This window comes from Salmonirosea aquatica (assembly GCF_009296315.1).
In the GTDB taxonomy this organism is placed as follows: Bacteria; Bacteroidota; Bacteroidia; order Cytophagales; family Spirosomataceae; genus Salmonirosea; species Salmonirosea aquatica.
Map to the genome: position 1 here is coordinate 4,356,802 of NZ_WHLY01000002.1, position 22,581 is coordinate 4,379,382.

At 51.1% G+C, this 22,581-nt stretch carries 19 protein-coding genes; 9 read left to right on the forward strand and 10 right to left on the reverse strand.

The annotated features are described in order from the left end of the window. Positions 1–152: 152 nt before the first annotated feature. The 5 genes from GBK04_RS18975 (at position 153) to eutC (ending at position 5,732) form a co-directional block, all read left to right on the forward strand. Positions 153–2,420 (forward strand): TonB-dependent receptor, encoded by a 2,268-nt coding sequence (locus GBK04_RS18975; RefSeq protein ID WP_152762373.1) that lies wholly within the window; start codon positions 153–155, stop codon positions 2,418–2,420. 137 nt (positions 2,421–2,557) lie between these two features. Further along, positions 2,558–2,869 (forward strand): isoamylase early set domain-containing protein, encoded by a 312-nt coding sequence (locus GBK04_RS18980; protein WP_152762375.1) that lies wholly within the window; start codon positions 2,558–2,560, stop codon positions 2,867–2,869. A gap of 119 nt (positions 2,870–2,988) precedes the next feature. Beyond that, on the forward strand, positions 2,989–4,347 hold the full coding sequence (locus tag GBK04_RS18985) for an ethanolamine ammonia-lyase subunit EutB (protein WP_152762377.1): 1,359 nt from the start codon (positions 2,989–2,991) through the stop codon (positions 4,345–4,347). A gap of 58 nt (positions 4,348–4,405) precedes the next feature. Next, entirely contained in the window at positions 4,406–4,897 is a 492-nt protein-coding gene (locus GBK04_RS18990) for a DinB family protein (protein ID WP_152762379.1), read from the forward strand. 43 nt (positions 4,898–4,940) lie between these two features. Then, complete coding sequence (gene eutC, locus GBK04_RS18995; RefSeq protein WP_152762381.1) at positions 4,941–5,732, forward strand: ethanolamine ammonia-lyase subunit EutC; 792 nt, start codon at positions 4,941–4,943, stop codon at positions 5,730–5,732. An 83-nt stretch (positions 5,733–5,815) separates the two neighbouring features. Here eutC and GBK04_RS19000 read toward each other — a convergent pair whose 3' ends face one another. Beyond that, positions 5,816–6,439, reverse strand: a complete 624-nt coding sequence (locus tag GBK04_RS19000) for a DUF4230 domain-containing protein (protein ID WP_152762383.1) — start codon at positions 6,437–6,439, stop codon at positions 5,816–5,818. Positions 6,440–6,510: 71 nt separating this feature from the next. Continuing rightward, complete coding sequence (locus tag GBK04_RS19005) at positions 6,511–7,512, reverse strand: bile acid:sodium symporter family protein (protein ID WP_373331130.1); 1,002 nt, start codon at positions 7,510–7,512, stop codon at positions 6,511–6,513. Positions 7,513–7,710: 198 nt separating this feature from the next. Here GBK04_RS19005 and ileS point away from each other — a divergent pair, with 198 nt between their 5' ends. Continuing rightward, a complete protein-coding gene (gene ileS, locus GBK04_RS19010; protein WP_373331131.1) occupies positions 7,711–11,175 on the forward strand; it encodes an isoleucine--tRNA ligase in 3,465 nt (1,154 codons plus the stop codon). Between the two features lie 82 nt (positions 11,176–11,257). Here ileS and GBK04_RS19015 read toward each other — a convergent pair whose 3' ends face one another. The 4 genes from GBK04_RS19015 to GBK04_RS19030 form a co-directional block, all read right to left on the reverse strand. Then, entirely contained in the window at positions 11,258–12,919 is a 1,662-nt protein-coding gene (locus GBK04_RS19015; protein ID WP_373331470.1) for a tetratricopeptide repeat protein, read from the reverse strand. Continuing rightward, on the reverse strand, positions 12,805–13,860 hold the full coding sequence (locus GBK04_RS19020) for an ATP-binding protein (RefSeq protein ID WP_152762387.1): 1,056 nt from the start codon (positions 13,858–13,860) through the stop codon (positions 12,805–12,807). Before GBK04_RS19020 ends, GBK04_RS19015 begins: the two co-directional genes overlap by 115 nt. Then, positions 13,857–15,023: an ATP-binding protein gene (locus tag GBK04_RS19025; protein WP_373331132.1), complete on the reverse strand. Its 1,167-nt coding sequence runs from the start codon at positions 15,021–15,023 to the stop codon at positions 13,857–13,859. Before GBK04_RS19025 ends, GBK04_RS19020 begins: the two co-directional genes overlap by 4 nt. A 121-nt stretch (positions 15,024–15,144) precedes the next feature. After that, positions 15,145–15,912 (reverse strand): M23 family metallopeptidase, encoded by a 768-nt coding sequence (locus GBK04_RS19030; protein WP_152762391.1) that lies wholly within the window; start codon positions 15,910–15,912, stop codon positions 15,145–15,147. A gap of 250 nt (positions 15,913–16,162) precedes the next feature. Here GBK04_RS19030 and GBK04_RS19035 point away from each other — a divergent pair, with 250 nt between their 5' ends. Both GBK04_RS19035 and GBK04_RS19040 read left to right on the forward strand, forming a co-directional pair. Continuing rightward, positions 16,163–17,134, forward strand: coding sequence for an aldo/keto reductase (locus tag GBK04_RS19035; RefSeq protein WP_152762393.1), 972 nt, complete (start codon positions 16,163–16,165; stop codon positions 17,132–17,134). 168 nt (positions 17,135–17,302) lie between these two features. Further along, positions 17,303–17,719 (forward strand): hypothetical protein, encoded by a 417-nt coding sequence (locus tag GBK04_RS19040; RefSeq protein WP_152762395.1) that lies wholly within the window; start codon positions 17,303–17,305, stop codon positions 17,717–17,719. A gap of 59 nt (positions 17,720–17,778) precedes the next feature. Here GBK04_RS19040 and GBK04_RS19045 read toward each other — a convergent pair whose 3' ends face one another. After that, entirely contained in the window at positions 17,779–18,693 is a 915-nt protein-coding gene (locus GBK04_RS19045; protein WP_152762397.1) for an alpha/beta hydrolase, read from the reverse strand. A gap of 209 nt (positions 18,694–18,902) precedes the next feature. After that, positions 18,903–19,523, reverse strand: coding sequence for a 2OG-Fe(II) oxygenase (locus tag GBK04_RS19050; RefSeq protein WP_152762399.1), 621 nt, complete (start codon positions 19,521–19,523; stop codon positions 18,903–18,905). Between the two features lie 240 nt (positions 19,524–19,763). Between GBK04_RS19050 and GBK04_RS19055 the strand changes: the two genes are divergently transcribed. Further along, on the forward strand, positions 19,764–20,774 hold the full coding sequence (locus GBK04_RS19055) for a mechanosensitive ion channel family protein (protein WP_152762401.1): 1,011 nt from the start codon (positions 19,764–19,766) through the stop codon (positions 20,772–20,774). Positions 20,775–20,859: 85 nt separating this feature from the next. Here GBK04_RS19055 and GBK04_RS19060 read toward each other — a convergent pair whose 3' ends face one another. Together GBK04_RS19060 and GBK04_RS19065 are read right to left on the reverse strand one after the other, a co-directional pair. Beyond that, a complete protein-coding gene (locus tag GBK04_RS19060) occupies positions 20,860–21,456 on the reverse strand; it encodes a hypothetical protein (protein ID WP_152762403.1) in 597 nt (198 codons plus the stop codon). 147 nt (positions 21,457–21,603) lie between these two features. Continuing rightward, positions 21,604–22,365: an SDR family oxidoreductase gene (locus GBK04_RS19065; protein ID WP_152762405.1), complete on the reverse strand. Its 762-nt coding sequence runs from the start codon at positions 22,363–22,365 to the stop codon at positions 21,604–21,606. Between the last annotated feature and the right edge of the window lie 216 nt (positions 22,366–22,581).

Below are 22,581 nucleotides of genomic sequence, written 5' to 3' on the forward strand. Positions count from 1 at the left end.
TCAACCCGTTTAGGCCGGGTACTGTTCCGGTCTAGGAAATATTTTGGTTGAATAAAATTTAGACTAATCTAAAAATAATATTTCAATACAAGTTTATGATGTTTATTTTTGTCAAAAATAAAAATAGATATTGGCTAAAATAAAATAAAAATATGTTTGTAAAAATACATTTGACGGCCCTGATTATTGGACTTATACAGGGAGTGACCCTGGCGCAGGCTACGTTGGAAGGGATCGTCCGGCAGGATCAGAAACCCGTGGAATTTGCGAGCGTAGCCATTAAGGGAACGGCTTTTGGAACTACGGCTGACTCAACGGGTACCTTCAGACTTACGGGTTTGCCCGTTGGAAAACATACCGTCTTGATTTCCGCCGTCGGCTACAAACCTTATCAGCAAAATGTTTCGCTGACCGCCCATCAAGCGACCACCGTAAACGCAAATTTGGAAGAAGTTGCCGGACAGTTGGAAGAAGTGGTCGTGACGGGTACCATGAAGGAAGTTTCCAAATTGGCCAGTCCCGTTCCGGTAGACATCATCACGCAGAAATTCCTGTACAAAAACCCCGTTCCCAGTATTTTTGAGGCGCTCACCTACGTCAATGGAGTGCGTCCGCAACTGAACTGCAACATCTGCAACACGGGCGACATCCACATCAACGGCCTCGAAGGACCCTACACCATGGTACTGCTGGATGGTACCCCCATCGTCAGCGGCCTTTCGACGGTGTATGGGTTGGTGGGTATTCCTAACAGTTTGATCGAACGCATCGAAATCGTGAAAGGCCCGGCCTCGACGCTTTACGGTTCGGAAGCGGTAGGTGGTTTGATCAATATTATTACCAAAAACGTCAATAAAGCCCCCGCTTTTTCGGCGGATGTGTTCAGCAGTAATTGGCGCGATATGAATGTAGATCTGGGCTTCAAATTTTCGGCGGGAGCGAAAGTGTCCTCGCTGCTGGGTGTCAACTACTTTAATTATCAAAATCCCATCGACAACAACGGCGATGGCTTCACGGATCTTACGCTTCAGCACCGCATTTCGGTTTTCAACAAGTGGTCGGTACAGCGTCCCGAAAACCGGCAGGCTTCGCTGGCGGTACGGTACTTCTACGAAGATCGCTGGGGTGGACAAATGAATTGGACGCCCGCTGAACGGGGTGGCAACCGGGTGTACGGCGAGAGTATCTATACGAAACGCCTGGAAGCCGTGGGCTTGTACCAATTGCCTACCACTGAAAAATTGACCTTCCAGTACTCGCTGAATTCGCACGACCAGAACTCTTTCTACGGCACTACTTCCTACCAGGCCACGCAGCGGATTGCCTTCGGGCAACTGCTGTGGGACAAGCAGCTCGGCCAGCACAGCCTACTGACGGGGCTACCCGTGCGTTACACCTACTATGATGACAACACCGCCGCTACCTTTCTGGAAGGGCGGGGCAACCAGCCGGAGCGGATTTTCCTGCCGGGATTTTTTGTACAGGATGAAATTACTAGCGGTTCGCACAAACTCCTGCTCGGCGCGCGCTACGACTATAACTCGCGGCATGGGAATATCTTCACGCCGCGCCTGGCCTACAAATACAGCTTGAACCAGACCGACGCCCTGCGCTTCAACGTGGGACGAGGGTACCGCGTAGTCAACCTGTTCACCGAAGAACATGCCGCCCTGACCGGAGCGCGGCAGGTGATCGTGAAAAACGCCCTCAAACCCGAACAAAGCTGGAACGCCAATGTGAATTTTGTCAAGAAAATCGTGACGGGGAATTCGTTCGTGGGTCTGGACGCCTCGCTGTTTTATACCCGCTTCAGCAACCGCATCCTGCCCGACTACGACACCAATCCCAACCAGATTATTTATGATAACCTGCGCGGTTACGCCGAGTCCAAAGGCATCAGCCTGAATCTGGACGTGAATCTGTACGCACCTCTGAAAATTGTGGCGGGGGGTACCTTGATGGACAATGTGCAGGTGAAAGACGGCGTACGGATTCGGCCCATTCTGACGGAACGGTTCATGGGTACTTGGGCCGTCACCTACGATTTTGTGCGGGCGGGCCTCACGCTGGACTATACTGGCAATGTGTACGGCCCCATGCGATTGCCTTTGCTTAGCGAAAGCGACCCGCGCGCCGCGTACTCGCCCGTGTGGTCGTTGCAGAACATTCAATTTACCAAAAAGCTGGGTACCCGCACCGAACTATACGGAGGCGTGAAAAACCTGCTCAATTTCCGTCCCCCGGCCAATTCCATTGCCCGGGCGCACGATCCATTCGATAAAAATGTGGAGTTTGACGCGGCGGGGCAAGTAGTGGCTACGCCCGATAATCCGTATCGGCTTACCTTCGATCCCAGCTATGTATATGCGCCTAATCAGGGAATCCGGGGCTTTTTAGGCTTCCGATACCGTGTTCAGTAAAATTGCACTATCCTTTATAAAAGTAGAATAAATGTAATTATTAAAAGAAGTGAAAAATTTATTCAACTGATAATCATTGTATTAAAAAATATATCTTATTACCTTTGCAGGGTTATTCACAAAACTTTATTACAACTATGGCTTTGACAAAACAATTTTTGAAAAGCAAACCTGTCTGCAAAGTAACGTTTACCCTACCCGCTGAGGCGACTACTGAATCGAAAAAGGTGATTCTGCTGGGCGATTTCAACGGTTGGGATCCTTCCGAAGCAACTCCCCTGAAAAAGCAGAAAGACGGCTCATATAAAGCAATCGTAGAACTGGAAACAGGCAAAGAATACCAGTTCCGTTACTTGCTCGATGGTGAGAAATGGGAGAACGACTGGCAAGCTGACAAGTATGTTCCTGCTGAAGGTTCAACCGACGAGAATTCGGTAGTAGTGCTGTAAAAAACAGTCTTTTAAGCAAGACACTAGCGGTGGGATTCATTTCTCACCGCTTTTTTTGTGTATTTTTAAAAGCCAATGGCTACTAGCCATCAGCTACTAGCTTTTATCTTCTTCAAAAAATGCCCTTTCGCCAAACCGTCCGTGCTTTTACCTACCACTTCGAGGATTTGAAAACCCTCCTCGCCAAAGCATCCCCGCTGCGTTCGGGCGACCAACTGGCGGGGGTAGCTGCCCGCAGCTACGAGGAACGGGTAGCTGCGCAGATGGCATTGGCCGATTTGCCGCTGAGCATTTTTCTGACCGATCATCTGATTCCTTACGAAAAAGACGAAGTGACCCGCCTCATCGTGGATACCCACGACGTAGGGGCTTTTGAGCCCATAAAAGCCCTCACCGTTGGGGAGTTCCGGGATTTCCTGCTGTCGGAACAAACCACTACCGAAAAGCTGCGCCGACTGGCTCCCGGCATTACACCCGAAATGGCAGCGGCGGTCAGCAAACTCATGCGGATTCAGGATTTGGTCACAGTGTCGGCCAAGTGCGAGATTGTCACAAAATTCAGAAATACGATTGGCCTGAAAGGCCGGCTTTCTACCCGATTACAGCCCAACCATCCGTCGGACGATTTCAAAGGGATCGCTGCCTCGATCGTCGACGGACTGCTCTATGGAAGCGGTGACGCCGTGATCGGTATCAACCCCGCCACCGACCACGTAGCCACGGTACGGGGTTTGCTGGAAATGATGGATGGCATCCGGCAACGGTTCGATATTCCGACCCAAAGTTGCGTGCTCAGTCACGTGACTACCACGTTGCAACTTATTGAAGAAAAAGCTCCCGTAGATCTGGTTTTTCAATCCATTGGGGGTACCCAGGCGCTCAACAAGTCGTTTGGCATCGATCTGGCCTTACTCAAAGAAGCGCACGAAGCGGGCCTGTCCCTGAAGCGGGGTACTCTAGGCACCAACCTCATGTATTTTGAAACCGGGCAGGGCGCGGCGCTCTCGGCCAATGCTCACCACGGCCTCGACCAGCAGACCTGCGAGGCGCGGGTCTACGCCGTGGCGCGGGCGTTTGATCCATTGCTGGTTAACACGGTGGTAGGGTTCATCGGGCCAGAGTACCTGTACGACGGCAAGCAAATCATCCGCGCGGGTCTGGAGGACGTTTTCTGCGGAAAACTATTGGGCTTACCGATGGGCATCGACATCTGCTACACCAACCATGCCGAGGCCGACCAGGATGACATGGATACTCTGCTGACCCTCATGGGCGTAGCGGGTGCCAACTTCATCATGGGGGTACCTGGTGCCGACGATGTGATGCTGCACTACCAAAGTACCTCCTTCCATGATGCCCTGTACCTTCGCGATGTGCTGGGCGTACGACCCGCGCCAGAATTTGAAAAATGGCTTCTCCGGTTAATTGAAAATGGAGAATGGAAAATTGAAAAATTTAACGGGCTGTTGGGAGAATAATATGGGTTTTGCCTGTTTGCCCAACCGATGATTTTATAAATATGAGCTTTTAAACAAGATGAAAGAATATTTACTCGAATTGGCGCGCTACAACGTGTGGGCCAACGCAAAGTTGTCAGCGTGGCTGTCACAAATCAGCGTAGAGCAGTGGAAACGGGAATTTGGTGGGAGTTTCAAAAGTCTGGAAGCTACTGCCCTGCACATTGTTTCAGCCGAAAAAATATGGTTCGAACGGCTAGAAGGGAAACCCCAGCCTTTTCTGTCACTTACTTTTCAGGGCGATAGGGATGAAGTACTGGCTATTTGGAAAAGTGCGTCCGCTAATCTTGAAAGGTACCTTGTTGATAGTTCGGAGGAGAGCCTGAGAGAGAAATTCACTTATCGGAATCTGAAAGGAAACGAATTCACTGATGAACGCAGCAAGGTTCTGGCCCACGTATTCAACCACTCGACCTACCACCGGGGCCAACTCGTCAACTATCTACGAGAAGTGGGCTTTACAGCCATAGAAAGTACAGATCTTATTAATTTTTATCGATTAAACGAGTAAATCCAATAATGAAATAAGCTACCAGAAAGAACAAGCCCTGTATATGGACACACTAAAAAAGGCTGAAAGTTATACTGTACCCGGTGAGGCGTCATCCGATCTTACGAAATACACCCCTGCCCGAGTGGCGTTGGGCCGGACGGGGCATAGCCTTCTCACAAAGCGGCTGCTGGAATTCAATCTGGATCACGCCCGGGCTCGCGACGCGGTGTACTCTACTTTCGATCTGGATCAGGCGGAAATTTTGCTCCGTAAACTAGGTCTTCTTTCCACGCGACTACACAGTCGGGTATCAGACCGGCAGGAGTACCTGCTTCGACCTGATCTGGGCCGTCAACTTAGTCATGAATCTAACCTTTCTCTACAAAATATTGATAATGAGGAAAATGAGCTATGTGTCGTGGTGGCCGATGGTCTGTCGGCTACTGCCGTTAATACCCACGCACTGGAAGTGATTCGGCGGCTGGTACCTATGGTCCGGGCAAAAAACTGGCGGCTGGCTCCTGTCGCGCTGGTCAAACAGGGTAGGGTAGCTATTGCCGATGAAATCGCCCAGACATTGCGCTCCGAGATGACCCTGATTTTGATTGGCGAACGGCCGGGTCTGAGCTCGCCCGATAGTCTGGGGGCTTACCTCACCTACCGTCCCCGCGTGGGCTTGACGGACGAGGGCCGCAACTGTGTGTCCAATATCCGACCTGGCGGACTTTCCTACGAGCGAGCTGCCGAGAAGATTTTTTATTTACTACAGGAAATGAAACGACAGCAACTCAGTGGGGTAGGGTTGAAAGACTTATTTAGTGCGGGGCGCCCCGCGGCGAGAGTTGACGGTTGATAGTGGAAAGTCCATAAGTAAATCCGTTTCCGAAAGCTGTTAACCATTTAACCCTTCACCTTTAACCGTTTGATCCTTCCTTCTTACCTCAATTTCGGCAATTCGGCTTTCATCGGAAACACCAGTACTACCTTTTTACCTGACGTACGTTCCAGAATGGGCGTCAGCATCTTGCGGGCATTTTCGCGGGTCTGGTCCAGGATACCCATATCGAGCGCCGATTGCCGGATTTGTCGCTCGGCCTGTTTGTAGCCTTCCTGTACGAGCTGTGCCTCTTCCATAAAAGCATACTCGGTGTTGTAGACTTTGGAGCGGTCGTGGTTGATCTTGAACACGCATAATTCGGGTTCGGGTAGGTGAACAACCAATGTATCTTTACCAGCTTCTATGTCGGCAATGTCCATTTGGGTCAAATCCACACAGCCAATGGCTTCGCCCTGCACGATGAGCACCGCTTTGGCGTCGGGTAGCCACATTTTGGTGATCTGCTGTTCTACTACATCTTTAAAATTATAGCGCACCAGTTCCAGTTTGCCGAGCGAAGTGATTTCCTGCAAAACTACCGTTTGGGTGTTTTCAAGTTTTTTCTTGCTGTTGAACCAGTCCGGCAGCCAGTCGCCCGTCCGCCAGTTTTCCCACAGCGAAATGACCCCAACGATGATGAGGAAGAAAAGAACTAAGCGGAAAATTCCCTGAATGAAACGCATGTATTCTAAAAAAGCTATTGGCTATTAGCCATCAGCTATTAGCTCTGTAAGATAAAATCATAGACATGCCCCTACCTCGTTTCCCGGCTCAGCCGCTGGGCGATGGAGCTTACGATCAGGAGCTGCGAGGCGTGGTAGAGCAGAATCGGCAATAGAAGTACCCCCGCGCTGGCCATACCCGCAAAAAGTACCTTGGACATCACGGCTCCCTGCACGAGCGATTTCTTGGAACCGCAGAATAGCGCCGTAATCCGGTCTTCGTGGTTGAAATGTAAGATTTTTGCCAGGAAGGAAAGAATTCCGTACACCAGAAAGAATAACGAAACTACGCCCCCAATCAGCATAAAAAGTTCTTGCCAGCCAATGAGCGAAAACACCCGATTAGCAAAAGATTCGCAGAAACTGGTGTATACGATCAAGATAATCACGCCCTTGTCGAAATTGCTGAGCGCTTTCCGGTACTGATCGGCGAAGGTACCCCAGAACCGGTGCATCAGCATCCCTGCCACCACGGGCAGCAGTACCTGCACGATCAGTTTAAGAATTACATCGGTCATGTCGAAGCGCATGGATGAGGTACTCATCACGAGCCCCATCCACAGCGGGGTAATGAACACCCCTAGCAGGCTGGAAAGACTGGCATTGAAAATGGCAGCCGGAATATTGCCCCCGGCCAGGGATACCATCACCACCGCCGACGAAACCGTGCCCGGCAACGCCGCTAGGAAGAAAATGCCGAGCCATAAGGTATGATCCTCAGGATTTTGGAAAAAAGGCTTGATGGCCAGGGCCAGCAATGGAAACAGCACAAAGGTGGCGGCATGGATTATCAGATGAAGCCGTGTATTGCTAAGCCCTACCCGCAACTGAGTCAGATTGAGTTTCAGGCCGTAAAAGAAAAAAATGACCGACACTCCGTAGCCCGCGATCTTCCCCAGCTGCACCGGGGCCGATACCGTACCCGGGTACGGCCAGAGCCACGCCAGAAACACCGCCCCCATCAGCGCGAGAATAAAACCGTCGAACCCGGCGCGTTGCAGAATTTCCCAGAATGATCTTTGCGATTTTTTCAAAACCAATTTTGTTGATTAGGCAAAGCAACGAATTTCGGCAGGCTAATTGAAATTATTTTCAAATCAGGAATGCAATTTCTTGCCCGCCCCAAAAATCGCTAAATTTGCTCCCTTGAAAAATGAATCGCTTTTTCGGGAATACCCTGGTTCAGGGCCAGGTTTCTAAAATCCAATATTAAGTATCTAACGTCCATTTTAGTGAACTACCAGGAATACAAAAATCTCAGCTACCCCCAGCTCGCCGACGAAGTACTTAACTTCTGGAAAGAGAATAAAATCTTCGAGGAATCCGTCACCCTGCGCGAGGGCAACCCTACCTTCACGTTCTACGAAGGGCCACCCTCGGCCAATGGCGCGCCGGGCATTCACCACGTGATGGCCCGGACGATCAAGGATATTTTCTGCCGCTACAAAACCCTGCGCGGCTTTCAGGTGAAGCGCAAGGGCGGCTGGGACACGCACGGCCTGCCCATCGAGTTGCAGGTAGAGAAGGAATTGGGTATCACAAAGGAAGACATCGGTACCAAAATCAGCATCGAAGAATATAACGCCAAATGCCGCGAAACGGTCATGAAGTTCACCGACCAGTGGAACAACCTGACTGAGAAAATGGGCTACTGGGTGGACCTGGATGATCCCTATATCACCTACGAAAATAACTACATCGAGAGCCTGTGGCATTTGCTCAAAAAGCTATACGACAAGGGTTTGCTGTACAAAGGCTACACGATCCAGCCGTACAGTCCGGCGGCGGGTACGGGCCTTTCGTCGCACGAGCTGAATATGCCGGGTACCTACAAAGAACTGAAAGACACCACGATCGTGGCTATGTTCAAGGTTAAAGATGCCGGGACGCATTCAGTTTTTAAGGAATATAGCCAGGAAGACATCCGCATCCTGGCCTGGACGACCACGCCCTGGACCCTACCCGCCAACTCGGCCCTGACCGTCGGCGCGAACATTAGCTATGTATTGGTCAAAACGTTTAATCCCTATACCTACGCACCCGTCAGTGTAGTGCTGGCGAAGGATTTAGTCAAAAACTTCTTTTCGGAAAAAGGGAAAGACGGCGATTTTGTGGGGTACCCTGAAAGCGACAAGAAGGTACTTCCCTGGCAGATTCTTGCGGAGTTCAAGGGAAAAGACCTGGAAGGCATCGAGTACGAGCAACTCATGCCCTACGTCCAGCCCAAGACGCCCGCTTTTCGTGTGATTCTGGGCGATTTTGTCACGACCGAGGACGGTACGGGCGTGGTACATACCTCACCTACCTTCGGCGCGGACGACTTTCGCGTGGCGCAGGCCAACGGCATTCCGCCCATTATGGTGCAGGACGCCAACGGCAAAGAGGTACCCATTGTGGATCGTCAGGGCCGTTTTGTGAAAGAGATTGGCGAATTCGGGGGCAGGTACGTGAAGCCGGAATACTACTCCGACGCCGAACAGGATGAACCCGATTTCAAACCGACGGACGTGCTGATCGCGATCAAGCTGAAAGAGGAAGGCCTGGCTTTCAAGGTAGAAAAATACGAACACCCCTACCCACATTGCTGGCGCACCGACAAGCCCGTACTGTACTACCCGCTCGATAGCTGGTTTATCCGCACCACGGCCATGAAGGAAAAGCTGGTGGCTCTGAACAAAACCATCAACTGGCAACCCGAAAGTACCGGCACCGGCCGCTTCGGCAACTGGCTCGAAAATCTGGTAGACTGGAACTTGTCGCGCTCACGGTACTGGGGTACCCCCCTGCCGATCTGGCGCAACGATGCGGGCGAAGAAGTGTGCATTGGCTCGATTGAAGAATTGGTGCAGCGTTGCGAAGCTGCCAACGAAAAAATGCGAGCCTGGACGCTGGAAGGGAAATCGGGCTACGAGGAATATTTACACAAAAACGACGCCTTCCTGCAAGCCAATCTAGAACAAAAACTGGATTTGCACCGTCCGTTTGTCGATGAGATTTTTCTGATCTCGGAATCGGGCAACATCATGCAGCGCGAAACCGATCTCATCGACGTCTGGTTCGATTCGGGCGCGATGCCTTATGCGCAGTGGCACTATCCGTTTGAGAATCACGAAATTTTCAACGAAAGCTTTCCGGCCGATTTTATCAGTGAAGGGGTAGATCAAACGCGCGGCTGGTTCTTTACGCTCCATGCCATTGCGGGTATGCTGTTCGATTCGGTGGCCTTTAAGAATGTCGTTTCGACGGGTTTGGTTTTGGATAAAAACGGCAACAAAATGTCCAAGCGCCTGGGCAACGCCGTGAATCCGTTCAAGACGCTGGGTACCTTCGGACCTGATGCTACTCGCTGGTACCTCATTACCAACGCCGAACCCTGGGACAACCTGAAATTCAATATCGACGGCATCGGGGAAGTGCAGCGGAAGTTTTTCGGTACGCTGTCCAATACCTACAATTTTTTTGCGCTCTACGCCAATCTGGACGGCTACACGATCAATCAATTCGACCGGGTACCTCATGAGAAATTGCCCGAATTGGACCGCTGGATTTTGTCGAAACTGAATACGCTGGTCAAGGAGGTAGGTGAGCAATTCGAGAATTATAACCCGACCAAAGCGGGGCGACTGGTGCAGGATTTCGTGACCGACCAGCTCTCCAACTGGTACGTGCGGCTGTCGCGACGGCGTTTCTGGACCGGCAGCACCGGTAGTGGCGAACTGACGCTCGACAAAAAAGCGGCCTACGAAACATTGCAACACTGCCTGACGGCGGTGGCACAACTCATGTCGCCCATCGCGCCTTTCTACGGAGACTGGCTCTATCGCCAGCTCACTGAGCATGTGCGGGCTGAACGGAGCGCCGCCCGTTCGAAATCGCATAACACGCCTTTCCAACATTCCTCCGTCCACCTGACTGACTGGCATCCCGTAGAGTACGACTGGATCGACCTCGATCTGGAAGAATCCATGCAGCTGGCGCAGGATATCAGTTCGCTGGTGCACTCGTTGCGTAAAGGCCACAAAATCAAGGTACGTCAGCCGTTGTCCAAAATCCTGATTCCGGTACTGAGCGACAAAACACGCCGTCAGATCGAAAGCGTGGTACCTATCATTCTGTCGGAAGTCAATATCAAGACCGTCGAGTTTGTCCACGACGACAGCGGGATTTTGAAGAAGAAAATCAAACCCAACTTCAAAGCCCTGGGCCCCAAATTCGGCCCGCGGATGAAGGAGGTTGCGGCCGCTATTGCGCAGATGAGCGAAGACGACATCAAGGTACTGGAACGCGACAACGAATTTGCGCTGCCGGTGGCTGAGCCTCCGGTGTTCATCACGCTGCACGAGGTGGAAATCATCGCCGAGGACGTACCCGGCTGGCTGGTGGCCAGTGAAGACGGCCTGACGGTAGCCCTGGACGTGACCATCACCGACGAGCTACGTAAAGAAGGTATCGCCCGCGACTTCGTGAATCGGATCCAGAATCTGCGCAAAGACAGCGGCTTCGACGTGACGGACAAAATCCAGATCAGCCTGCAAAACGACGATGCTACCCTCACCGAGGCGGTCTCATCCCAGCGCGACTACATCTGCCAGGAAGTACAAGCCGTAGGACTCGACCTGGTCAATGACCTGAATGGTGCCGCGACGGAAATCGAGATGGATGAGTTTTTACTCAAAGTGAAAGTAGAAGTAGTATAAGTACCTTCGGTTATAGAGAATTCTATACAAAAGAGGCTGAATCAGAATTGTATCTGATTCAGCCTCTTTTCTGTAAGGTAGTTTACATGAATCGTTTGATCCGCTCGGCCAGATCGGCTGCTACCTCACGTACCTCGGCGGCGATGCTATTGAGAAAGGCGGTGCTGTCTTTCGCTACCAAGGATTGAATTGCCACAAAATACGGCCGAAGAATCACATCATAGCCATTTTGTTGCAGTACTTCCAAAATAGCCTGCCCGTATCCCAGATTGATGGATACCGCCGCGAAGCGCCACCAATCGTCCTGGGTGTTGGGAGGGAGCTTTCCTTCGGTATAGTGTAAAGCTTGCAGCAGATGCTTTTCGGCAATCCCTAGGTTTTTATCGTACAGGGCAAATAGGGAAGCATTGAGCCAGTAACTGTCTTTTCCATCCTTAGGCTCATCCATAGCCTCGTAAAGCATTTTTGCTTTATCAAATAAATGCATTTTGTCCCGATACAGAAATAGGAGATTTATCCTTGAACTTTCATTATTCAAATCTAATTCACTGGCTCGGAGGTAGGCTGCTTCTGCTTCCTCATATTTTCTCAAATAATCCTGATAGAGGTTTCCCAAGTTGTTCCATAGAATGGCATCCGTTTCATCCAACTCGATAGCCCGGCGGTAGGCTGCTTCTGCCTCAGCGTAGTTCTCCAGCTGATACTGGTAGAGGGTGCCAAGACCAAACCATGGCGCGGCTTTTGTTTCATCCAGCTCGATAGCCCGGCGGTAGGCTGCTTCTGCCTCAGTGTAGTTCCCCAGCTGATACTGGTAGAGGGTGCCCAGACCATACCATGGCGCGGCATCCGTTTCATCCAGCTCGATAGCCCGGCGGTAGGCTGCTTCTGCCTCAGCGTAGTTCCCCAGGTGGTCCTGATAGAGGGTGCCCAGACCAAACCATGGCGCGGCATCTGTTTCATCCAGCTTGATAGCCCGGCGGTAGGCTGCTTCTGCCTCAGCGTAGTTCCCCAGGTGGTCCTGATAGAGGGTGCCCAGATTGTTCCATGGATTGACATCAGTTGGATTCAACTCTGTTGCTCGGCGGTAGGCTACTTCTGCTTCCTCATATTTTCTTAGTTTTTGATTAATAGTTCCTAATAAATTCCATCCAGCTGGACTTTGAGGATTTAATCTGATTAATTCCTCGCAGATAATTATGGCTTCTGGCCAAGCTTTTGCTGAAATAGATTCATGCATGCGCTCTATTAATGCTTTTCCTCTTTCATTTAGTACCTTCCCCGGAATATCAAAATCCTTCAAAATAGAAGCATCTGTTCTCGACAGATCAAATAGTTCCTTATAGCTTTTTTCTCTTAACTTTCGGGCAAGCTCAAGGTCTTTAACCCCATCCGCAATAGCCAATTGCATACTGACGTGATCACGATGGGTGACTCCCTGCTGTATCAGCCTTTCCCCCATCTGGTTGAGGTCTTCCCCGTACAGTGTGACCAGGAACTTGGTCAGGCATAGCAATTCTTTTTTCTGCCTCCGGCTGCTGCGGCGCATAAGGTACCAGATATTGAAAAATCGCTCACTGATTTCGTAGGCTTGGCCTTTCTTCTCGTAGGCATTGAGGCGGTCAAGCCAACCTACCTCGTAGAGGCGTTTAAGTTGAGGAGAAAGTTGGGGGTTTTCGAGTTGGGTAATCTGGCGCAGGTCATCCAGAGCGATGGGGTCCCAATGTAGCGCCACTGCGTCGAGAATGACCTGCATTTGCTCGGGAAGTTCTTCAAAACGGGCCTTGTACAAGGGGTCATCACATCCATGAGGCCTTCGAGGTCGGTCTGTACTTCTAGTGAAAAACCGCCCCGTATGAGCGGGTATAGCATCACGATGGTACGCGGGGTACCGCCCGTGAGCTGATACAAAGTGCGTAATCGCGCCCGGTTGCCCCGCAGAGTGATAGCAAATTCTGAGTTGCCAGTCATCTGGGCGAGATTTTCCAATACCTCCATGGTTTCCTCAAACGTTAGTTTTTTGAGGTATTGCGTCTGGAAAGCATCGTAGAAGGGTGCTCCGTATTCCACGGTATCGGTGAGGGTGTTGGCGCTCGCCCCCACCAGAATCGGGGCATCTTTATCCATCAAAATGGCGCGCAGTTGGTGTTGTTCTTCCCTGGCTAGTCGATCAAAAATCAGTCCCAGATTATCTACCAGTAGTACTGGCCGTCGCGCTGTCCGATGGACCCATTGCGCAAAGTATTCGTAGAGCTGCGTAGCAGAACTATCCCGCGCGGTGGAAGCCCAGCGACTGATGTCCAGATCCAGCTGATCGAGCTGATCGGTGCTGCCTTCGCGGTCAAGGGCGTCGGCGAGGGCATCCAGACAATTGAGCCAGAACTTGGACAGGCGGTCTACGTTGTACTGCTCCTCCGGAAAGGTCAGCGGCAGAAAACTCTTTCGGTGCGGCTCCTTCCGCAGTTCTACGGCTATCCGGTGCAGGAGGGTAGACTTTCCCATGCCACGCTGCCCGATGATCAGGTAGTGCTGCGGAATAGTACCCGGCGTTTCGGACACAATACCTTGTAGAAGGTACTCGAACAACTTAATCCGGGTAATGAAAGCCCGTTCGATTTCACGGTCACTTAACCGGCCCGGGTTGAATATGCCGATTTGAGTGGTTTTGAATCCAGTTTCCTCGCTCATTTTACAAATCGGTTAAACCAGAAATCACGAATCAGCGGAGAGCGGAATAGGTAGTGGGCGTTGTTCTCCGCCAGATAGCCGTCGTTCTGGAGCATGTTCAGCAAGGTTGCCAGGATGCTATCCGTCCGGTCGGCGTCGCTGTACTTCTGGTATAGTAGATTGTGCAGATTCTCCCGCTTCATCCCTTCTTTTGCCCGGCAAATATGCCGGAGTAGCAAATAGGCATCGTCTTTGTGATCGCCATATTGTTCCCGCAGCCGCTCGTCCCAGGTATTCAGATACGCCCCTTCGATTATTTCATTGTACGCTTTGTTTACTAGGTTTTGATCAATCAGAGCGTCCTCTATCTGGATTTTCCCTTTCATTTTTTCAAACAGTACTTGAATAAAGTAAGGTAGTAGGTACCCTAACTTAGCCAGCATTTGTGCTCTGATTTCTTCGTTGAACGTTACGTTTCCTCCTTTTTCTAACTCGATGATCATGGAAGTAGCTGCCTCAGAACTGAACGGTTTGAGTTCATAATAGGAAAAGTCATTGATGGTTTTACTGAGTTGATGACCAGTGGTAAAGTTCTCGATACCCACTGAGCTGCAAAAAATCCAGCGGATTTGTGAGCCGGATACCTGCCGGAGGCTCCTGAGCCAGTGCATGAGTTCTTCTATTTGTCGTTTGTCACCATTACTGTCCAGTAATATGCCATTGAGCAGTACGGCTACCTCGTCGAAGAAAATCAGAACTTCCCGATCGTGCGGAAGAATTCGTTCTAACTCGCGGTATATATTTGATTTTTCTTTCTTCCAGTCCAGTTTGACTTCTGCCCCGCCTATACTTAAGGTTGGTTTTAAAGCACTAATTATTTCAAGCAACTTAATGCCCGACTCCTTACTTCTTTCCCAAACGGACATTTTTCGTAGTTCTCCGGTCAGCAGTTCCACAAATTCCAGTTCCGAGTGCGCCCGTTCCAGGTTGATCTCAATGACTTCCCATCCTTCCCCTTCGGCTTTTTCGAGCATTTTCTTGGCAAAGGAGCTCTTACCTACCCGACGGGGCGAGGGCAGCAAGATGTTATTCCCATTTTGGAGCAAATCCCATACATAGGCTATTTCCTTTTCTCTCCCAAAAAAATCGTTGCCATCTACGGGAGCACCGGTTCTGTTCTTCATATACCTCTCATTTAATTTTATAAGGCAAGTATATATACAAAAATGCATATATACAAATTTGTATATGAGAATTTTGAAAAAGGCCAGTCCAGAATTGCCTGTATACTAGAAGAGTATCAAATTACCACTCTTTCACCTCCGCCTCGCGCAGCCACGCCAGCGGATTCTCGGGTTGGGGTAGGTAGCTGCTATCCAGCCGCAGGAACATCATGTGTACGTGGGTAGGGGAGCGTCCCTTGTAGGCGTTGAGGCCGGTGCGACCTATCTCGCCGAGTTTCTGGCCGGACTGTACCCATTGGCCGGGCTGCACCACCACGCGGCTGTTGTGGGCATAGTAGAAAAGTCCGTTGAGGCAGGGATCGTATACCCAAACGAAATTACCGCCGCGTAATTCACTTTCGGGTTGCCAGGTAGTGTCGGTAGCCAGCACGACGCCCTGACTGAATGAAAGCAGATCGACGGGAAGGCACATGTGGTCGTCGAGATTGTCCTGATTGCCATCGCGGATGAACAAATCGTGGGCGGGGTGGCTCCCGCGCGCATCGGCATCAAACAGGTCGAATCCTTTGGCGCGGAAACCGCGCCCATTGCCCCCGATGGAATAGCGGGGCAGGTACCCCCGGAGTGGATACACGAACCGATTGGCCGCGTCGTCGCGGCAGGAGTCCAGCAGGGGCAGCACGCTTTGGATGTTACGCATGGTAGCCTGGAAAGCCCGTGCCGCCGAGTCGGGGCTGACGTTGCATTCCCGGATGTCGATCTGGATTTGCTGAAACTGGTGCACATAGTTCAGCATTTGTTCCGAAGGCGTTTCTACCCGGCTCCATCCCATCAAAGCCATGATCACTGAGAGCGCCATCAGGCTATTGCCTACGTTTCTCCAAATCATTCTTCCTTCAATTTTTTAACGTATGCAGATCTTAGTTTCAAATTGCTTGTACTGATATCGTTCTGTTGGATCTATTGTGCAACACCCGATTTTACCAAAAATAGAACTTTTCCAGTTCCTTCGCAAGGTGCTTTTTTTCAGAACAACGCTCGGGTCAGTAGGTTTGGGTATGGGCAGAATAATTCTTTTCAAACCGGATTTGCCGTACTTTGCGAAAAATCAATCCTAATCACAAAACCTTTATTTGACTATGAATTACCGACGATTTGGCCGTACCGACTGGCAGGTCAGCGAGATAGGCTACGGCATGTGGGGCCTGGCTGGCTGGACGGGCTCTGATATCGAGGAAGTGAACGCTTCCCTCGATCTGGCCGTGGAACTGGGTTGTAATTTTTTCGATACCGCCTGGGGGTACGCCGAAGGGAAAAGTGAGCAGATTCTGGGTGAACTCATGAAGCGGAATCCTGACAAGAAGCTCTACGCCGCGACCAAAATACCTCCCAAAAACCGCAACTGGCCTTCCCGGCCCGAATTTTCGCTCGACGAGGTATTTCCCGCCGATTACATTGTAAAATATACCGAGAAAAGCCTGAAAAATCTGAATGTAGAGTGCATCGACCTCATGCAATTCCACGTCTGGGAAGATCATTGGGCCAATCGCGACGAATGGAAAGAAGCCATCCAGAAGCTAACCCAGGAAGGCAAGGTACAGGCGTGGGGAATCAGCGTCAACCGCTGGGAACCGGACAATTCGCTCGAAACCATCAAAACTGGCCTCATCGACGCCGTGCAGGTGATCTACAATATATTCGACCAAAATCCCGAGGACCAGTTGTTCCCCCTCTGCCGCAAGTACGATGTGGGTATCATCGCCAGGGTACCCTTCGACGAAGGTACCCTGACCGGTACCCTGACCAAAGAAACGACTTTCCCGGCCGACGACTGGCGCTCTACCTACTTTGTACCCGAGAATCTCAACAGCAGCGTAGACCACGCCGACGCTTTGAAGCCGCTCATTCCCAATGGATTGACAATGCCTGAGATGGCGCTCCGCTTCATTCTGGCCAATGACGATGTGGCCACTACCATTCCCGGTATGCGCAAGCTACCCCACGTACGGGCCAACATCGCGGCGAGTGATGGGAAAACATTGGAGGATTCATTACTGGAAAAACTAAAAACCCACCGCTGGGACCGTACCCCCACGGAGTGGTCGCAGTAGGTACTCATTCCAACGCTGACGGCCTTTTGAAGGTTGTCAGCGTTAAGTTCCGCTACCTTTTACCATTCATCCTTTTATTCTGCCGTTCGCGCAACTGCCTGCAACGTGAGCAAGGCGGTGGGAGTCTTTGGGTCAAAGTAATTTATAAAGCCCAAAAATTCAAAAGCCATGAAAAACGTAAAAAGAATGCTGGTAGTTGCCCTGTGCGGGATGATGATGAGTGCCTCAGTAGAAGCCGGAACGCCAACGAAAGAGATGCGGGAGTGTAAAAACAACGATTGTGGTACCTTCCAGGTGGGGATGTACCGGGTTCAGAATACCCTCAACATGAAGTTGATCCTGTACAAAGAAGCGGGTGAAGTCGTGACGGTACGCCTGAGAAACCAAAAAGGCGAGGTACTGCACGAAGAAGTACTGGGCAAGAAGATGCAGAAGTATGCCCGCCCCTTCAACTTCTCCGATAGCCAGGACGGTCGCTACACCCTCGAAATCAGCAACGGCGAGGAAATAGTACGGAAAGACATCAAACTATCCACCAAAGACATCGTTGAAACACCCGCCCGGACGCTCGTAGCAGTAAACTAATGTAGTATGTAGTGATAAGGTTTCGGAAACGGGACGGGCTTTTAGGTCTGTCCCGTTTTTTATTTCATCAGGTTTCGGCTCTTAAGGAAATTTTCCATCGCCTGCGTCCAGGTATCTACCGAGCCTTTGCCGGCGGTTTTCATTGCGAAGCCGTGACCGCCCGTAGGGTAGATGTGCAATTCGGCGGGAATTTTATACTGCTTCAAAGCCAGGAAATAGTTGATGCTGTTCTCGACAGGTACCCCGCCATCGTCTTCGGCGTGAACCAGAAACGTAGGGGGCGTGGAGGACGAAACCATCAGTTCGTTGGAATAGTAGTTGACCAGTTCGTCCGACTCATCGGGTCCCAGCAGATTTTTCCGCGATCCGCCGTGCGCGAATTCGGGTAGGAACGTAATGACCGGGTAAAGCAAAAGCGCGAAATTGGGTTTTGCTTCCTCGCTGGCGTTGGCGCCCCGGTCGAAGTGGGTCGAGAGCGTAGCGGCCAGGTGACCACCCGCCGAAAAGCCCATGATGCCGATCTGGTCGGGCTTCACGTTGTATTTATTGGCATTTCGGCGAATCATTTTCATGCCCTGCATGGCATCCATCAGGGGTACCTCATGCTGGTGGGTCATGGCTTTTTCGTTGGGCAGACGGTACTTCAACACGAAGGCCGCGATACCCCGCTCTTTAAACCACGCCGCCAGGTCGGTACCTTCGTGGTCGTAGGCCAGGATGCCGTAACCCCCGCCGGGGCAGATCAGCACCGCCGCGCCCGTGGCTTTGTCTTTGGCCGGAATAAAGGCTACCATGTTGGGTACCGTCACATTGCTGAGGCGCGTGATGCCTCCGGTGGTGACGGCTTTCTCTTCCAGACTGTTGGGAATAGCGTTGGGTATTTTTCCGGCGGGCCACAGCATGATGGTTTCATTTTGGGCCATAGCCGAGAACGATAAAGCGATAAGCGACACGGTGTATAGGATTTTTTTCATGAATAGCTAGTGGCTGACAGCGGATGTCTGTCGGCCTTTTTGGGGTTATAGTAATCGAACAAAACGGATTTGGCCTTTCCCTAATCAAACCTACCTGGGTAGTAAAGCCCTATTCCATGGCAGGGTATAAAAAGTCAAATGCCATCAGCCAAGAGCTGTCGGCTATTGTCACAAAAGACGAATATTTTCTGAAAATACCCGCTAAATCCTTAGCGCGTCCTTAACCAGCCGGTAATGCTCCGGCGGGGACGAACAGCCGATAGTACCTCGTGTTCCAGCTTGTCGCTTTCAAAACACACGAGTCGGCCGCCGATGGGTAGGATGCTTTCAATTTGATTCTCAGCCGGATAAAGAATCAATTGCCCGCCTTCATCCAGTTGCCAGTTTTCGTTCAGGTAGCAGATTACGGATAATTTGCGCCGCGAATCCGTTTTGAACCGATCCAGGTGGCGCTTGTAAAAGGTACCCACGGGGTACTCGGCGTAATGAAATTCAGCATCCAGCAAACCCAGGTAGCAAGTGCGGTTGAAATACTCGATGAGGGACTGGATTTTGGCAAAATAAGCGACTTCGGCGGGCATGAGGTTTTCTTCCGAAAGCCAGCAAATCTGATCGCCCCGAATCTCGGTCAGGATTTGCTTGCCGGCCTGATGGCCCACCGCCGCCGGGCGAAACTCGCCTGTGTTTTGACGGTAATCGAAAGCATGACTCAACGTGCGGATTTCGGAAGGAGTAAGGATAGCGTCGGAGTATCCGTAGCCCCGACTTAAGATACCCTCAATTATTTTTTCAAATTCGTCTTCAAGCGAGTGTACGGAAGCGGGTAGCATGGTCAATACAAGTTATAGTACATTGAATATCAACCTTTCTGTCGGCGAAGAAAAGCGACGCCAAAAAGTGGACAAAGCTAACCGTAAAAACGAATGTTGTGGCCAAGCGCAATACAAATTTTTAGTGAATACAGGTAGCGCTATACTTCAGTATACGCGGCACCGGGGCCGAAAAGGCATAATTCTTTTACTGCGTTCACATATCGCTACCAGCTACTACTATTCTTGACCTATACTTCTATGCTTATTCAGGCTGACTCTACCCAAATTGCCCTACAATCCATGAATTTTGATTTCAGTGGCGCGGTCGAACGCGTGCAGAACTGGATCAACGGATTTATCCGGCTCCTGCCCAATATTATCGTAGCCAGCGTCGTGATTGCTATATTCTACGGCTTGGGGTACCTGGCCCGGAAAATCATTCAACGCCGCACCACAAAAAACCAGCGTGACAACCTCGGCGAGGTACTGGGAGGATTTGTGCGCTGGATCATTATTATCCTTGGTTTTCTGCTGGGTGCGACCATCATAATTCCTTCGCTCAAACCCGGTGACCTGATCGCCGGACTGGGTGTGAGTTCGGTGGCGATCGGGTTTGCCTTTAAGGACATTCTGCAAAACTGGCTGGCGGGCCTGCTGATTCTGTTCCGGCAACCCTTCGAAACCCACGATCAGATCGAGGTCAATGGCTATGAAGGTACCGTAGAGCGCATCGAAACCCGCGCCACGATCATGCGGACCTATGACGGCCAGCGGGTTGTGATTCCGAACAGTGATATTTACACCAATTCCGTACTGGTAAAAACCGCCCACGAAAAGCGGCGTAGTCAGTACGACGTCGGCATTGGCTACGGCGATGGTATCGAAGAGGCTTGTGAAGTGATCCGAAAGGCAGTGGCAGAAGTGGTGGACGTAGAGAAGGAGCCGGGCGTGGAAGCCCTACCCTGGGATCTGGCCGCGAGTTGGGTTACGATCCGCATCCGCTGGTGGACCCACAGCCGCCGGGCCGACGTGGTGAAGGTACACGCCCGCGTGATTCAGGCGGTTAAGAACGCCCTCGACCAGGCTCATATCGATATACCCTACACCACGGAGGTGCACCTTTTTCATGACCAGACCGAAGCCAGCGAAGGCAACCGCGCCGAGCAACGCGAAGGTTGGCCCGCGCCGGAGGGCGGCACGCAGCCACGCTGGCGAGCGCAGATGGATACAAAAAAGATTGATTCTGGGAAAACGGAGTCACAGAAATAGGAAAGCAGTACAGTAATCTGCTTTTTTGTAAAATCACTTTCACCCACACTACCCACCGACTAGGAGCCGATCAAAACGTTCTTCTTTACTGCTTCGGCGGATTGATCATGATGTGAGCCCTGTGCGTGCCGGGGTCCATGATCCACGGCATGGCCGGGCCTTCGGGCTTGAGCGGTAGCCCCGTACTCTCGGCCGTCGCAAACGGGATGTACACCACGTAGCGAAGGTACCCATCCTTGATTTCACCGGTAGCCGGGTCGTAATTTTCGTCATTACCCGACAGAACAAAGAGCGTAGAGGGTGCGTCGGGCATTTTCAATTTGCCCGATTTGGCCTCCGCTTCGCGAATATCGAATACCTCCTTGGCTGATTTCTTTTCCATTTTCAATTCCCGCCCCCGCGCCATGAACGGTTCCAGCTTGGCATGGTAGCACGACACATTAATGCCTTTGGTTGCAGGATCGTCGGCCAGGCAAATCAGGTCGTTGGTACCCTCACGGAGTACTTTGAACTGGCCGTCGGACGAATAACCGTAGACTTTGGCACCCTCTTTTTTGTCACTTGGGGCGGCGAGCAGCGCCGTTTTAATCTGCATGTCGGCGCTGGGCGCGGGGGTAGTTTGGGCTTGCAGATTAGGTGCAACCAGGCAGGCGGTCAGGGAGGCAATGAGTAGTTTTTTCATGGATTCAGGAAATAAATAAGTAATTAAGTTATTCGATCTGTTGAGGACCGGAGCGGATACGCGCAGGACTTCGGTTGATACTATTTTTATAAAAGTACAAAAAAGGAACTTCCAATCTGTAGAACTATTAAATTCACTCATAAACTACTAGTACCCATTCACAATAAATCCACCATCTACCCCGATACATTGTCCTGTGATGTAGCTGGCCGCGGGCAAACTCAGAAATAGGGCGGCGGCGGCCACTTCTTCGGGTGTGCCGACGCGCTGCATGGGCGTGCGGGCCAGGATATTTTTCAGTTTTTCGGGATCTTCCAGCACCGGAGCGGCCAATGGGGTGCTGATGTACCAGGGCGCAATGGCGTTGACCCGAATGCCATCCTTAGCCCATTCCACGGCCAGATTTCGGGTCAACTGCGTGAGGGCGGCTTTGCTCATGCCATATATCGAACCGCTGCTGATGTGTGTCAGAGCCGACACCGAGCTCATGTTGACAATGCACCCACCGCTGGCTCTCAGTAGGGGATACGCCGCCTGGCACAATTCAAAAACGGAACGCAGATTGACCTGCATAATACGATCGTATTCGTCCGCCGAATAATCCACGGTAGGTTTACGAATATTCATGCCTGCGTTATTGACCAGAATATCCAGGGTACCCCAGGTTTCCTGCACGTGCGCGATAATGCGCGAAGCTACCTTGGGCTCGGCCATGTCGAAGGCTGCACCCATGATCGAAAGACCCTTTTGATTGGCCTCAAAAACCGATCTTTTTATGACTTCCTCATCTCGGGCCAATACCATCACTTCCGCCCCAGCTTCGGCCATCAATAGCGCGCAGGCTTCACCGATGCCTTTGGTGCCTCCGGTAATCAGCGCTTTTTTGCCTTTCAGATGCCACTTTTCCATATTGTTTTGATGAGTCCCGGGAGTGAAGAATTATATAAGTAGTTTAAGTAAAAGTATTTCTGGGAACAAACCGCTATCATCCGGGCTGTACTACCTGAAATAGGCTTAAACCTAAAATTTATTTCATTAGAAAAGGAGAAAACCGCTTACTATTTCTCTTTAACCTATTACACGATTCTAAAAATGAGGCCCATGCAGTGCTTCTCTATGTAATAT

Excerpts from the sequence above, each read along its gene's own strand:
- GBK04_RS19020 (WP_152762387.1), bottom strand. The coding sequence starts at position 13,860 with ATGAGCGAGGAAACTGGATTCAAAACCACTCAAATCGGCATATTCAAC.
- GBK04_RS19050 (WP_152762399.1), bottom strand. The coding sequence starts at position 19,523 with ATGCTACCCGCTTCCGTACACTCGCTTGAAGACGAATTTGAAAAAATA.
- GBK04_RS18975 (WP_152762373.1), top strand. The coding sequence starts at position 153 with ATGTTTGTAAAAATACATTTGACGGCCCTGATTATTGGACTTATACAG.
- GBK04_RS18985 (WP_152762377.1), top strand. The coding sequence starts at position 2,989 with ATGCCCTTTCGCCAAACCGTCCGTGCTTTTACCTACCACTTCGAGGAT.
- GBK04_RS19030 (WP_152762391.1), bottom strand. The coding sequence starts at position 15,912 with ATGATTTGGAGAAACGTAGGCAATAGCCTGATGGCGCTCTCAGTGATC.
- GBK04_RS19045 (WP_152762397.1), bottom strand. The coding sequence starts at position 18,693 with ATGAAAAAAATCCTATACACCGTGTCGCTTATCGCTTTATCGTTCTCG.
- GBK04_RS18980 (WP_152762375.1), top strand. The coding sequence starts at position 2,558 with ATGGCTTTGACAAAACAATTTTTGAAAAGCAAACCTGTCTGCAAAGTA.
- GBK04_RS19060 (WP_152762403.1), bottom strand. The coding sequence starts at position 21,456 with ATGAAAAAACTACTCATTGCCTCCCTGACCGCCTGCCTGGTTGCACCT.
- GBK04_RS19025 (WP_373331132.1), bottom strand. The coding sequence starts at position 15,023 with ATGAAGAACAGAACCGGTGCTCCCGTAGATGGCAACGATTTTTTTGGG.
- eutC (WP_152762381.1), top strand. The coding sequence starts at position 4,941 with ATGGACACACTAAAAAAGGCTGAAAGTTATACTGTACCCGGTGAGGCG.
- GBK04_RS18990 (WP_152762379.1), top strand. The coding sequence starts at position 4,406 with ATGAAAGAATATTTACTCGAATTGGCGCGCTACAACGTGTGGGCCAAC.
- GBK04_RS19035 (WP_152762393.1), top strand. The coding sequence starts at position 16,163 with ATGAATTACCGACGATTTGGCCGTACCGACTGGCAGGTCAGCGAGATA.
- GBK04_RS19040 (WP_152762395.1), top strand. The coding sequence starts at position 17,303 with ATGAAAAACGTAAAAAGAATGCTGGTAGTTGCCCTGTGCGGGATGATG.
- GBK04_RS19000 (WP_152762383.1), bottom strand. The coding sequence starts at position 6,439 with ATGCGTTTCATTCAGGGAATTTTCCGCTTAGTTCTTTTCTTCCTCATC.
- GBK04_RS19055 (WP_152762401.1), top strand. The coding sequence starts at position 19,764 with ATGCTTATTCAGGCTGACTCTACCCAAATTGCCCTACAATCCATGAAT.
- GBK04_RS19065 (WP_152762405.1), bottom strand. The coding sequence starts at position 22,365 with ATGGAAAAGTGGCATCTGAAAGGCAAAAAAGCGCTGATTACCGGAGGC.